Source organism: Methylobacterium sp. Leaf113, assembly GCF_001423325.1.
Classification (GTDB): Bacteria; Pseudomonadota; Alphaproteobacteria; order Rhizobiales; family Beijerinckiaceae; genus Methylobacterium.
This window is the reverse complement of sequence record NZ_LMNJ01000017.1, coordinates 62,361-75,669: the sequence shown is the minus strand read 5'-3', so window position 1 is coordinate 75,669 and position 13,309 is coordinate 62,361. Positions and strand designations below refer to the sequence as shown.

Sequence of the window (13,309 nt, the reverse complement as noted above, 5' to 3'; positions counted from 1 at the left end):
CCGGCTCAGAGAGCATCGGCCGATTAATAAATCGGCGCTAAAACTTCTCATCTGGTGTTTGCAAAGTCTGCCCGTTCCTGAACCGAACGTGCTCCTGAACCTTCCTGCGAACTGCACCACCCGCCTCGTGGCGGTGCTGACAGCCAGGATGCGGAAGCTTCAGGTCATCTCTGGCGTGAGCCTGGCTTGGGGGAGCCTCGACGTCCTCCTCCCCTTATCGAGATTGTCTCGAAGACAGATCGCCTTGCCCTTCCTATGACGGTCAGAATCGACGAACGCCCGGGTCTTGGGTTTCGCCGCCGATCAAGGCAGATGCGAATGGGGCATCTCTGGAGAAATCGAAATATGGATAATCTATAATTCTTCCAATCATTCGATGATTTAACACGATATTCAGGATGAAATCTTCGAACCCACTCTTACGAACGTAAGCGGCTGAGACAACACACCGATTTCACAGACGCTTGATCTTAAAACGCCCCCGTCTCACCGGATGGGGAAACGGGGGCGCGACTTGCTGCGCTCGTCGTGATCAGGCCGCCATGGCCCCGTCACGCCGGTGGCCCTTCACGTCGTACCGGTCGAGCATCATCACCTTGTCCCAGACCCGTACGAAGTCCGTGACGAACCGTTGGTGGCCGTCGCTGCCGGCATAGGCGTCGGCGATGTTGCGCAGCTGCGCGTTCGAGCCGAAGATGAGGTCCGCACGGGTCGCTTCGAACTTGGCCTGCCCGCTCGCGCGGTCCTTCAGGGTGAAGGTGGTGCCGGCTGCGTCGGTCTTCTCCCAGACCAGGTTCGTGTCGGTCAGGGTGTGGAAGAAGTCCGTCGTCAGCACGCCGACACGGTCGGTGAAGATGCCCCGATTCGCGCCATCGTGGTTGGCGTTCAGAGCCCGCAAACCGCCGGTCAGCACCACCCATTCCGGCGCGGTCAGCGTCAGCAGGTTGGCCTTGTCGAGGAACATCTCCTCCGGCGACAGGCGCGGTGCCATCGCCCCGAACCCGTCATCGACGTAGTTGCGGAAGCCATCGACGACTGGCTTCAGCCACTCGAACATCTCGATGTCGGTGAGCGCCTGCGTGGTGTCGACACGGCCCGGCGTGAACGGCACGCGCGTCTCAATCCCCGCATCCACAGCGGCCTTCTCCACGGCGGCACAGCCGGCGAGCACGATCAGGTCGGAGAGCGAAATCCGCTTGCCGTCGCCACGCGCGTCGTTGAATGCGGCCATGACGCCGCGAAGCGCCTCGACGACGGGCGCGGCCCGGCGGTTGACGGCCCAGTCCTTCTGCGGGGCAAGGGCGAGACGGCCACCGTTGGCGCCGCCCCGCTTGTCGCTGTCGCGGTAGGTCGAGGCGGCCGAGAAGGCCGTGAAGGCGAGGTCCGAGACCGACAGGCCCGTGGCCAGGATCGTCTGCTTCAGCGTGGCGATCTCGGACTCGCCCACGGAGGCATAGGTCGCATCGGGGATCGGGTCCTGCCAAAGCAGACCGTCCTCGATCGTTACCTCCGGGCCGAGATAGCGGTGCTTGGGGCCCATGTCGCGGTGGGTGAGCTTGTACCACGCCTTGGAGAAGGCCTGCGTGAAGGCGTCGAAGTCGTTGAGGAACTTCTCGCAGACCTTCCGGTACTCCGGGTCGACCTTGAGGGCGATGTCGGAGGTCATCATCATCAGGGGATGCGACTGCCCCGCGACATGTGCATCGGGCGTCCGCGGCGCGTTCGGGTCCTTGGGCGTCCATTGCAGGGCGCCGGCCGGGCTCTTGGTCTGCTCCCAGTCGAACTTGAAGAGGTTCTCCAGGTAGGCGTTGTCCCATTGCGTCGGATCGGGGGTCCAGCTGCCCTCGATGCCGTTGGTCATCGTGTCCTTGCCGGCCCCGGTGCCGTTCGGGTTGTGCCAGCCGAGCCCCATCGCCTCCATCGGCGCCATCTCGGGCGGCGGCCCGATCTCCTTGGCGGGGGTCATGCCGTGGCTCTTGCCGAAGGCGTGGCCACCGGCGATCAGCGCCACGGTCTCCTCGTCGTTCATGGCCATCCGGGTGAAGGTCACCCGGATGTCGTTGGCCGAGCCCTGCGGATCGCCGTTCGCGTAAGGCCCCTCGGGATTCACGTAGATCAGCGCCTGGTGGGAGGCGGCGAGCGGGTTCTCCAGGTCGTAGTCCGGATCGCCGTTCTTGCCGCGCCAGCGCTTGTCCCGGTTGACCATCTCGTCGAAGCTCGAGACGGAACCCATCTCGACGACCTCCGGCCCCCAATAGGTGGCGTCGTCCGCCTCCCAGGCGTCCAGGCGCCCACCGGCGAAACCGTAGGTCGGCAAGCCCATGATCTCCAGGGCGCAATTGCCGGTGAGCACCATCAGGTCGGCCCAGGACAGGGCGTTGCCGTACTTGTGCTTGATCGGCTGCAGCAGGCGGCGCGACTTGTCGGTGTTGCCGTTGTCCCACCAGCTCGAGATCGGCGCGAAGCGCTGCATCCCGGTGCCGGCCCCGCCGCGCCCGTCGGCGATGCGGTAGGTGCCGGCCGAATGCCAGGCCATTCGAACCATCTGCGGGCCGTAATTGCCGTAATCGGAGGGCCACCATGCCACTGACGAGGTGAGGAACTGCTTGATGTCGTTCTTGAGCGCGTCGAGGTCGATCGTCCGGAAGGCGGCAGCGTAGTCGAAATCCGGCCCGAGAGGATCGGCCGCCAGCCCGTTCTGGTGCAAGAGCTCGACCCTGAGCCGATGCGGATACCAGTTCTCCAAGGCCGGACGGCTGCCGAAGGCCCCGCCGACGCGGTCGCCTCCAAACGGGCATTGGCCCGCCATCGGGTAGGAGTCGGTGTCGGTCTTGTCGATCGTTGTCGTGTTCATCAGCATCCCCCTTGGCGCAGGACCGGCGTCGCCGGACGGATCGGACCGCCGGACTGTCGCCGACGGCCGCTGGAGGCGTGGCTCTCGTCGCGAGACGGACGCGCTTCAATGATCCTGCATCGCGAGCGACATCAGCCGCGAGCCTCGAAAATCAAGGTGTCGTGCCGCGCATGGCGGTCGAAGGCCCCCGACGCGCCTAGGGAAAAACCATCTCACATTAGCGAGAGCCGATCGTGCGCGATTTAAATCTCCGCCGACGCTCAGCCGAGCACTGCGCGAAACGGATGACCCGACCCAATTGTCCGACCGGTCCGCGTTCGACCAGATGCCCGACATCGGCGAGGACGAGTGCGCCGTTTGGCTCCGGCCGGTCCGCAGAGCCGGGCCGACGTCGATGCTCTGCCCGAAGGCTGCTTCATCATCCGAAAATCCGGGGGGGAATCCCTGCGCGGATTGCCAGCGTCACCGGAACGGTCGGGATCGCTTGTTCCGGGCAGCTCGGGCCATCATGACTTTGTCACCGGGCCTGCAACAGCCGAACCATCAGCCGCTTCGCGAACAGCTTGCAGGCATCGACGGCGCTGCTCTGGGTCTTTGATCCGAGAGTAGGCTTCGAGCAGTTCGAGGCACTCATGGCTGAGGCCGATCTCGAAGGCTCCGGAAGGAGGACAACCATTTGGCGCACCGGAAGCCGGCACAGGTGCCGTGCTGAACGCTTCCGGCGAAAGCCCGAGTTGCTCTGCGATCCGCTGCTGAAGCAGTTGGCTGCGGCTGGGCCGTATCGCGCTTGGCTCCTCGCTCGCGTCAGGGAAGCCGGACGACGCGCCTTCTATACGGTTCGGCTTACGGACCACGTCCCGTCCCCAATGATAGGCTCCAGAATGTCGAACTGCGGGCCTCTCAGTTTAGACCGTATGTAGAAAGCGTGGCCATATCGTGGCCACAGGGCGCAGACGATTTATCGCATGTTAACCGGGCTGAAAAAGGTTTCACGTTGTGGTGAACGACGAAATCATGTGCATTGGAGGCAGTGGTGCGGCAAGCCGGGGCAGATATGGCCAAAGCTTCGCAGATACAATTGCAGGCTGCGATTGATGCGTCGGATGTAATCGGACGTTGGGATTGGGATATTCCCAACGATCGTCTGTACGCAGACGCAACGGTTGCTCTGCTCTTCAGCGTCGAACCTGCTGCGGCGCGCGTCGGTGTGCCACTGAACCTATTCCTGAAGGCGATTCATCCTGATGACCGGGCGGAAGCCGCGGGAGTCATCGCGAGAAGCGCAAAGGTGGGGCGCTCCTATGTGCAGGAGTATCGCGTTCGCTCGGCCGACGGCGCCATGAGGTGGGTTCTGGCTCGCGGTCTCATCGAGCTGGATGAGACAGGCCGGCCCCGGCGAGGAACCGGCATCCTGATCGACATCACGCAAAACCGGGCGGATGAAGCCGCGTGTTCGGCTGGGATGTCCGATGGCTCAGATCATCCTTTGGAGGAGGCCGCCGAGCTTTGCCTCGCAGCGCAAAGTGCCATCCAGAAACTCTCGGAGCCTCTTCTGCAGAACATGATCGACATGCTCCTGCTGGAGCTCGGACGTCGCCTCTCGAAGCCAGCCCATGACCGGCTCCGTACCCTCATGAATTGACGGCCCCGGCGATCAACGCCGTCGTCGCCGACACAGATCTCCGCACGGGGGTTCCGATGCCCTCGGGGGTGTTCGCCTCCGCTTCGCCCTCCGTGCTGCCTTCTGGCCGAAGCAGGACGATTTCCGGTGTGCTTCGGTCGCCCTGCCCGATGCCGGAGGGAGATCAGGAAGCGTCTTGTTTTGAACGGCTTCGAAACACCATGCCAGGGGCAAGGACGCTTTCGGCATCACCGGCTTGAGACGCTGACAAGAGGGGCTGGGGACTCGTTCCAGCATTTCCGTGCCGATACGGGTTCGCCGTTACGCCTCTTCGCCGTCTTCTGGTGCTCACAGGCGACGATGCGCTCCCGGTAAGCCAAGCGCCTCTCACGGTCAGCGTCCTGACGCGATGACGAGACGCGTGTGGTGTGTGCAGCCATCGGCAGGTCGCATGTTGCTGCGCTGATGAGCCGAAAATCGCAGGCGTACACTTGCCAGGGAGACAGCTTCTTGGTGAGCGCTCCAACGGCAACGCTTAGGGAAGCCCCTCCGGCTGCCAGGACGATGACAGAGAGGATGATTTTTCCTGCCTTTGTCATTCGTTCTGATACATCAAAAGTGACCGCTGCCGTAAGTGGCCTCCGGCAAGGATCTGGGGCTCCTCGAAGAGTCGTCTTCGTGTTTCTCGAACGAAGGTGAACCGCGGTTTTCCCCTGCCGCTCCCACGCGGCCTTCGATTCGATCCATGAACCTCCGGCTTCTGGCGCTGCACGGATGCCGCCGGGGCCTCGCCGACGACGTTCCGGCGGACAGCGCCGGCATCCCTCCCTGTCTCGAGGGTCAAGGCGGCGATGTGAGCCGCGCTGATGGCGGCCTTGATGCCGAGGTGAGCGACCTCGGGCGCGTTAGGGGTTGGAAGCCACCCGCCGGTTGCGCTAAACGCGCCGCTCCGCTCAACGCGGAACGGGAGGCGGAATGAGCGATACCGGCCAGCGCAATGCCGACTTCCTGGCTCTCTGCATCGAGAATGCCGAGCTGCGCCAGATGCTTGCCGAGGTTCAGGACCAGTGTGTCGAACTCGCGGTCGATGCCGGTGAGCTTCACGCGGAGATCGAAACCTTGCGATCCTGCCTTTCTCAGGTCACCGAACAGCGCGATGCCTGGAAGACCGAAGCCGAGCGCTTCCTTCCCCCCGCACGGAGAGCAGCCCAGTGACCAAGAAGCGACCCGGGCGTCCGGACTTCGATGCGTTGACCGAGGCCCAACTCATCGCCGGGCGTATGACTGGGCGGCGTGTTTATCTCAAGCCCGCCAACCAGCAGACCGTGAGCGACCTCCTGAATGAAATCGACCATGTGGCCGAGGCTGCGACGGGGGAGCGGAGTTTCCTGCACCTCAAGCCTCTTGCAGCCCCTGGTCCCTCCACCAAGCACTAAGCTCGCAACTGCCCCCTGATACGCGCCAGTCTCCTGCCGCACGTTCGGATCTGGACCGGCCGAGGAGGAACGTCCGTCTCACCCGATCAGGTGTGACGCTGCGCGAGCGCTCGCCCGATCCCGAGGAGCAGCGTTTCGGTGATACGGCGCAAATTCGTATATCCGCCTGCGGCAAGGGCCGAATGCGTTTCGAGGCAGCGATCTGCTGCATGCGCAAGGGGATCCTCGCCGACCTGAGCCAGGGACCCCGCTGAGACGAAGCGGGTATTGTGGCTGTCGGTTGTGTCGATATAGGCCCCCAAACCCTTCATCGCCCCTGAGGTGTCGGGTGCGAGCGTGCCGCGATTCAGAACCCAGCGCACATCGCCCGTCGCTGTCACGACCCGGAACTCGGCCGAGAAAACTCCGCCCATCTGGCGTACACGACGAATGCGCGCGAACAGCCATGCTTTATCGTCGGGGTGCGTCGCTCCGAGTGCGACTTCCAGTGGAATTGGTCGGCCGGCCAGTCCAATATTGCCAGCAAGGAGTGCAGCCGCACCCGCATCGAGAATCGATTTCCCGGCAACGACATCGGTATTCCAGACGCCAACGAGCCCGGCGGCCCTCAAAGCAGGAGCCGCCTCAGCGATCGACTGCATCCGATCCTCCCGCAATGGATTGTTGCTGGAAAGGGTGGACACATGTCAGAAAAAATCTACGCCTTAATAGGATTCTCTTATTCACGAATTTGTGAATACGACGAAGTACCGCACTAAATTATCCGACCGGCGCGGATTAAATCTCACCGCCTCGTTTGTATGCCATTTCGCAAGCCTTTGACTTGCCCGATATTTCGGACCGAGAGGCACAAACTACTGCATTGCGGTCGCCACGAGCAACCGGAAGACCAGATCCGGCAAGTCGCGGGTGCCATCGGCCGAAGGAGACACGCAGCCGGATGGGTTGCCGGTCGTTGGCCGGACCCCGTTCACGATCTGCGACGCATCGCGCGGAAAGACTTCCGTGACGATGGCACGCGGTCTTGAGCTTGCCCCTCGAGGTCGCCCAGGACCCGTTCTGCCATCCGGCCGCCCACAGCAGCACGGTGAACCGACTGATTCTCTCGATCGGCCCAATTCAAAGCATGCCGGTCAGGCCATCGATACTACCGGCGATCAAGGGCATTTTCGTCGAGCTTTGACCGGCCCCGTCGTCGAAGACCACAGTTTCGACAGCCGCAAGAACGGTATCAGGTGGCTCGCCGGTCGTGACGATTGAACATCACATCGCAATCGTCACAGTCATACCAGACATCGATCGACTCATCGGTTCGCGAGACTGACGCGCATAGGACCGCCTTATCGAAAGACAAGGAACAAAGAACGAAATTCATCGGAATCATTTCCGCGTTTATCAGGATCAATCTTGCGCCAAGATCGGTAGCATCCTGTATGACGCAGCCTTTGTAACTATGTTCATCGACGACAATAAATCCAAAGGCATCTTCACTATCGGGTTCGATGTGATCCCACGCTTTTGCAGTCATCCGGTTCCCTCGCATCGTTTGGGTGGGATCGGGTTCTCGATTGCCTATGTCGCTCCCAAACTGTTATTTGAAGGCGAACAGATCAACTAAAATGCGAACCGCACCGGACTTCAGGCGGTGCGGCGGGGACCGCCATCAATCTGCTGTTCCGGGGAGCATCCGCACTTGTCTCACGTCAAAATCCTCGGGCTTGGCGCCGGTCGCATCCCCCAAGGCAGCGTTGATTCCCAAATTAGAATAAATCGCCTGATGGTTGAATTTCAAGGGCGAAGAGGCATGGATCGTTAACCGGTCTGGCTTGATCCTGGGAATGTCATCTCCTGCCAGAAACCGCACACGGGCGGTCAAGCTGTCCAATAAGGCACTGAATGTATCCGTTATTGGAGAATGAGTCCGAACGGCTTGCAGTCCTGCGCGATCTCAAGGTGCTCGATACGCCTGACGAAACACATTTCGATGCCGTGTGTCGCACGGCACAGGCTTTATTCTCGGCCCCGATCGCCTTCGTCTCGCTGGTGGATAAGAATCGTCAGTGGTTCAAGGCTCGGTGCGGGATCGACGTCAAGGAGACGCCGCGGAACATCGCATTCTGCAACTATGCGATCCTTTCGGATGATGCCCTCATTATCGAGGATGCACTGGCCGATCCTCGATTCGCGGAAAACCCTCTGGTCACGGGTCCGCTCGGCATCCGGTTCTATGCCGGAGCGCCCCTCATTCTGCATCAGGGAATTCGCGTCGGAACCCTGTGTCTCATGGATTCCCAGCGGCGGTCCTTTTCCCCCGAGCAGGTCAGGCAGTTTCAGGATCTTGCGAACATCGTGGTTGCCCATCTGCGCCTGCACGAGGCCCGGAACCAGATCGGACGGGATCTGGAGGCGCTGCAATCGGCACAAGCCAAGCTGCGGGAAGCAGCGGATTACCAGCTTCTCGTCGAGCAGGTCGGGGGCATCGGGTATTGGCAGTACAATCTGAAATCCGGAAAGGCGACGTGGTCGCCCAGCATGGGCAGGCTCGTGGGACAGGATGTGTCCGACGGCGAGCTGACTCTCGATGACCTCCTTCATGTCCTGCATCCCGACGAACACCGCGACATGTTTGCGGCCTTCGATCCCAGGAATGCTGGGGGCAACGGGATGGTCCTTCGACCCTTCGACCGGCAGCGCCGCCTCGTCAGGGCGGACGGCACGGTCCGGACCGTCATCTCGCGCGGATTGCCGCAACACGATGAAACCGGTGCGGTCGTCGCTCTCCTCGGCGTCTGTGTCGACATCACCGATCTCGTGCGATCCGAGGAGCAGTTGCGCGGAGTCAGCACGCTTCTTCGTGTGACGCTGGAGAACATGGACCAGGGCATCCTGATGGTCGGTGCGGACAATCGCGTCCTTGTGCACAACCAGAAGGCCCGGGATCTGCTCGGCGTTTCGGAGGGGCTGCTCCACGAGGGGGCCCGGTTCGATCTCCTGCAGCAGCATCAGATTGACCGCGGCGAGTTCCGCAAGGTCGATGGCGAACTCCGACACCTGCTGGAGAGCGCCGCCCTGGGAACCGCGGCCGTCACCTATGAGCGGGAACGCCCGAACGGCACCTCGATCGAGGTGCGATCGGTGCCCTTGCCGACAGGCGGACTGGTTCGGACCTTCACCGACATCACGGAGCGAAGGCGGCGCGAGGCGGCCCTTCGCCTCGCCGAGGCCGAGTACCAGACGCTCTTCCAGAACGCCGTGGTCGGCGTCTATCGTGCGAATCTCGATGGCACGCTCGTTCGGGCGAACCAGGCTCTCGCGAAACTTCACGGATACGGTGACTCGGCGTGCGCGACGGCGCCCGGCACCGGCTTCACCCATGACTGGTACGTCGACGGCGACCGGACGCACGCGTTCATGCGCCTTCTGCTGACGCATGGCAGGGTCGATGACTTTGTCTCCGAGGTCACGGGTCACGCGACCGGCCGACCGATTTGGGTCTCCGAAACCGCGTGGCTGGTCCGCGATGCCGAAGGATGCCCATCCTGCTTCGAGGGTACGGTCGTGGATGCGACGGAGCGAAAGCGCGCCGAAGCACAGATCGAGCACATGGCCCGGCATGATGCCCTGACGGGCCTGCCCAACCGTCGGCAGTTCCAGGAACGGCTGACCCAAGAACTCGTCCATGCGCAGCGGCAAGGGACCGCGGTCGCCGTTCTCTGCTGCGACCTCGATCGCTTCAAGACGGTCAACGACACCTTCGGGCATCCGGCCGGCGACGCCCTGTTGTGTACCCTGGCCGACCGCATGCGGCGCTCACTTCAGCCGGGCGACATCGTGGCGCGTCTCGGAGGCGATGAGTTTGCGATCATCCTGCTGGGTCGAAGCCATCCGCACGGCGTGGGAGCGGCCGCGCAGCGTCTCATCGAGATCGTGGGCGAGCCCGTGGATATCGACGGGCACCTGACGAATGTGGGTGTCAGCATCGGTGTCGCCATCGGATTGGACGACGGGGATCGTGCCGACCTCCTGTTCAAGAACGCGGACATTGCGCTGTACCGGGCCAAGGAGGCGGGTCGTCACACGTGCCGCTTCTACGAGGCAGGGATGGATATGGCGGTTGCGTCCCGTAATCTGCTTGAGATCGACTTGAAGGACACCGTCCGCAACGGCGGTTTCGCGCTGCACTACCAGCCGATCATTGACCTTGCGAGTGATACGCTCCGCGGTTTCGAGGCTTTGCTGCGCTGGCCGCACGCGGCAAAGGGGATGATCTCGCCGGCCGATTTCATTCCGCTCGCCGAGGAGACCGGCCTGATCGTCGAACTCGGAGCCTGGGCGCTGCGCGATGCCTGTCAGGAAGCAGCATCGTGGCCCTCCGATCTTCGCGTCGGCGTCAACGTCTCTGCGGTTCAGATCCAGCACATCGACTTCCACCAGCACGTCCTCGACGCCCTGGTCCGGTCCGGTCTCGCGCCGGAGCGCCTCGAGCTGGAGATCACCGAAAGCGTGCTTGTGAAAGACGCCGAGAGGGTCATCGCCTGCCTGCATCGGCTCCGCAGGATCGGTGTCCGACTGGCGATCGACGATTTCGGGACCGGCTACTCCTCGCTCAGCTACCTCTGTCAGTTCCCGTTCGACAAGATCAAGATTGATCGCTCGTTCATCCAGGATGCCTGCGCGTCGACGTCCGGAGCCATCGTCCGTGCCGTGGTGGGCCTGGGCAGGCACCTCGGCGCAACCATCACCGCCGAAGGTGTCGAGACGCAGGCGCAGCTGGACTGGGTCCGACGGGAAGGCTGCTCCGAAGTCCAGGGCTTCATCTTCGGCAAACCGATGCCGCCGAGTGTCATCAAGGGCATGATGCGGCCGGTCGGAGTCGGACACGACCAGCAGCCTGAGAGGACGCACTGCCCTGTATCCTGCGAGCGGCGATCTCTGCTCGATGCCTGATCGGGCGGATCGGCCCGAAACCGGCGCTCGTCCCTGCTGGCCACGGCGCGACTTTCATCGTCACGGTGTTCACACATGACCGCACCGGTCTGCTCGTAGCCTCAACGCGCATCGCGACCCCGTCGCATCGCCGGCGATGTCTCGACGCTGTTCGTGTGGCGGTGCCGTCCTGAGCGGGCCGCATGCAATGCCCACCTCGGCCGACTGTCCTGGTCAGCAACCGGCGGGAGAGTCATGAATCGAGGATTCGCGCGATCCACGACACGGCGTTGTGATATTGCCCCAAGCTTGTGTTCATGATTCATTGATAAGCAGACGATGGCACACAGGTGGCGCGCGATCCCCGCCACGTCCTTGGTGGAATCTGTCCGCCGGCGCCGCACCCTGGCCGTTCGAACGAGAACGGTCAGGTCGCAGCGCCGGTGGGCGCTCGTACTCATGTCCAGGACTTCGATATTGCGCGGGCTTGTCGCGCGCACGAGATGACGATCCGTGTCATGAGCGCAGTCAAACGGCACGACGTGACTTTGTCGTGCTGGCGCCCCTCTCGGTGATCCAGACTTCTTTCGAGTAACACACGATGTCAGACGCAGATAAAGATGGCAGCGCAGACACGATCGGCAATCGCATCAAGTCACTGCGCCGCTCGGTCGGGCTCAGCCAGGCCAATCTCGGCGAGAGCCTGGGTGTAACGTTCCAGCAAATCCAGAAATACGAGAGTGGACGCAGCAGGATCGCAGCAGACAAGCTTCAGCGAATCGCGCAAGCCCTGAACGTAGACGTGAACTACTTCTACGATACGCGCAGCGGAGAGGCCTTGCCTGACAAGGAGGCCCGTCGAGGCCAAGCCTCACCGACGCCTGAGGGGATTCTGTTCAACGAGCATTTCGACAAGATCAAGGACCCGCGCGCCCGGTACCTGCTCTCCGAGCTTGCCCGCGTGATATGCGAGATCGAGGCGGGAAAATAACCGGACCGATGATCGGCATGGCCGTCCAAGGCGGCTCGTGGGCGCGACCGGGCAGCCGGTGATGTCCCGTTCGCGCCTGGAGGACGAAGCCTTCGGGCCTGCATCGCGACGGGTCGTTCAGCGCTCCCGCCAGGCCTTCGCGATCTGGTCCGTCAGAGGTTTGACGAGGTAGGATAGGACGGAACGTTCTCCGGTCTGGATGAAGCTCTCAACCGGCATGCCGGGTACGAGCCGTGCCTTGCCCAGGCGATCCCGTTCCGTGTCGGGCACACGAATCCGGGCCGTGTAGTAGCTCATGCCGGTCTTCGTGTCCTGGCTGACATCCGCGGAGATGCGGCTGACCATTCCACCAATCTCCGGCGTCACGCGCTGATTGAAGGCGGCGAAGCGCAGCACGGCTTTCTGGTCGAGGTGGATGCTGTCGATATCTTGGGGCTGGATGCGCATCTCGACGGCGAGCGTGTCCGCATCGGGCACGATCAGCATCGCGGGCTCGCCCGGGACGACCAGGCCACCCACCGTGTGAACGGTCATCTGGTGCACAACGCCGTCCTGAGGCGCACGCAGATTCGTGCGCTTCAACTGGTCGAGGGCGGCGACGCGTTTCTCCGACAACTCGGACCAGCGGCCGCGGATATCGGCAAGTTCCTTGCCCGTCTCGCTCCGCATGTCCTGATCGATCTGAAGGATCTGCAGCTCGGTCTCCGTAATCTTGCCGTTCGCCTGCGCTTGGGCGGCGACCAGTTGCCCGCGCTCGCCGCCCAAGCGAGCCGCATCGCGCTCCAGAGCCGTCACCCGCGAAACCGCCACGAGATTCCGCGCCCACAGCTCGCGCACACCGACGAGTTCGTCTCCGATGAGGGCGATCTCGCGGGCCTTGGCGGCGGCTTGCTCGGCGAGACCGGTGATTTCCTGGCGGATCTGCAGGATACGTTGTTGTAGCTGGGCCTTCTGGCCTTCCCGGCCGGATCGGCGCGTTTCGAAGAGGCGGCGCTCTCCATCGATCAATTGCGCGACGGCTGGCTCCTCGCGCCTGCGCCGTGTCAGCGCGTCGGGAAAATCGATCGTCGTCAGGCCATCGCGCTCCGCCTCGTTGCGGGCACGCCGGGCCGTCAATTCGTCCATGGCCTTCAGGATGATGTCGAGGTTGGCGCGGATCTGGGTCTCGTCCAGCGTGATCAGGACATCCCCGAGGGAGACCCGCATGCCGTCTCGGACATGAATCTCGCTCACAACACCGCCTGTCGGGTGCTGGACCTTCTTGACGTCGCTCTCGACGACGAGCTGCCCCGGGCTCACCACGGCCCCGTGGATCTCGGTCAGTGTCGCCCATCCGCCGATGCCGAAGACGAGGACGGCGATGATGCCGGAGACCACGGTCAAGTGCCGGCCGATCGACTGGTCGGCCTCGGAGGGCCGGAGACCGGCGCCGCGCGTCGGCAGCGACCCAGCCGTCACGCCGTTCAGAGTCATGCTGCTCG

At 62.9% G+C, this 13,309-nt stretch carries 10 protein-coding genes; 5 read left to right on the top strand and 5 right to left on the bottom strand.

Annotated features, from left to right (window positions below; translation table 11 throughout):
* Window positions 1–532: 532 nt before the first annotated feature.
* Complete coding sequence (katG, locus tag ASF60_RS12720) at window positions 533–2,854, bottom strand: catalase/peroxidase HPI (RefSeq protein WP_056185189.1); 2,322 nt, start codon at window positions 2,852–2,854, stop codon at window positions 533–535.
* 1,054 nt (window positions 2,855–3,908) lie between these two features.
* Here katG and ASF60_RS12715 point away from each other — a divergent pair.
* The 3 genes from ASF60_RS12715 (at window position 3,909) to ASF60_RS12705 (ending at window position 5,911) form a co-directional block, all read left to right on the top strand.
* A complete protein-coding gene (locus ASF60_RS12715; protein ID WP_056185187.1) occupies window positions 3,909–4,496 on the top strand; it encodes a PAS domain-containing protein in 588 nt (195 codons plus the stop codon).
* 954 nt (window positions 4,497–5,450) lie between these two features.
* Window positions 5,451–5,690, top strand: a complete 240-nt coding sequence (locus ASF60_RS12710; protein ID WP_056185121.1) for a hypothetical protein — start codon at window positions 5,451–5,453, stop codon at window positions 5,688–5,690.
* Window positions 5,687–5,911 carry a hypothetical protein gene (locus ASF60_RS12705; protein WP_056185104.1) on the top strand — a complete coding sequence of 75 codons (225 nt, stop codon included), beginning with the start codon at window positions 5,687–5,689 and terminating at the stop codon, window positions 5,909–5,911. The genes ASF60_RS12710 and ASF60_RS12705 overlap by 4 nt, the downstream gene beginning before the upstream one ends.
* 86 nt (window positions 5,912–5,997) lie before the next feature.
* Here ASF60_RS12705 and ASF60_RS12700 read toward each other — a convergent pair whose 3' ends face one another.
* From ASF60_RS12700 to ASF60_RS24465, 3 genes are all read right to left on the bottom strand, one after another.
* Window positions 5,998–6,552 (bottom strand): PAS domain-containing protein, encoded by a 555-nt coding sequence (locus ASF60_RS12700; protein WP_056185102.1) that lies wholly within the window; start codon window positions 6,550–6,552, stop codon window positions 5,998–6,000.
* 590 nt (window positions 6,553–7,142) lie between these two features.
* The gene (locus ASF60_RS24470) at window positions 7,143–7,439 is read right to left on the bottom strand and encodes a hypothetical protein (RefSeq protein WP_156376309.1); all 297 of its coding nucleotides are present in this window, start codon (window positions 7,437–7,439) and stop codon (window positions 7,143–7,145) included.
* Between the two features lie 135 nt (window positions 7,440–7,574).
* Window positions 7,575–7,787 (bottom strand): hypothetical protein, encoded by a 213-nt coding sequence (locus ASF60_RS24465; protein WP_156634076.1) that lies wholly within the window; start codon window positions 7,785–7,787, stop codon window positions 7,575–7,577.
* 20 nt (window positions 7,788–7,807) lie between these two features.
* On the opposite strand from ASF60_RS24465, the gene ASF60_RS12695 reads away from it, so the two are divergent.
* Together ASF60_RS12695 and ASF60_RS12690 are read left to right on the top strand one after the other, a co-directional pair.
* Entirely contained in the window at window positions 7,808–10,858 is a 3,051-nt protein-coding gene (locus ASF60_RS12695; protein ID WP_082507934.1) for a bifunctional diguanylate cyclase/phosphodiesterase, read from the top strand.
* A 580-nt stretch (window positions 10,859–11,438) separates the two neighbouring features.
* Window positions 11,439–11,828, top strand: coding sequence for a helix-turn-helix domain-containing protein (locus ASF60_RS12690; RefSeq protein ID WP_056185095.1), 390 nt, complete (start codon window positions 11,439–11,441; stop codon window positions 11,826–11,828).
* A 117-nt stretch (window positions 11,829–11,945) separates the two neighbouring features.
* On the opposite strand, the gene ASF60_RS12685 is transcribed toward ASF60_RS12690, so the two are convergent.
* Complete coding sequence (locus ASF60_RS12685; RefSeq protein ID WP_156634080.1) at window positions 11,946–13,301, bottom strand: HlyD family type I secretion periplasmic adaptor subunit; 1,356 nt, start codon at window positions 13,299–13,301, stop codon at window positions 11,946–11,948.
* Window positions 13,302–13,309: the final 8 nt, after the last annotated feature.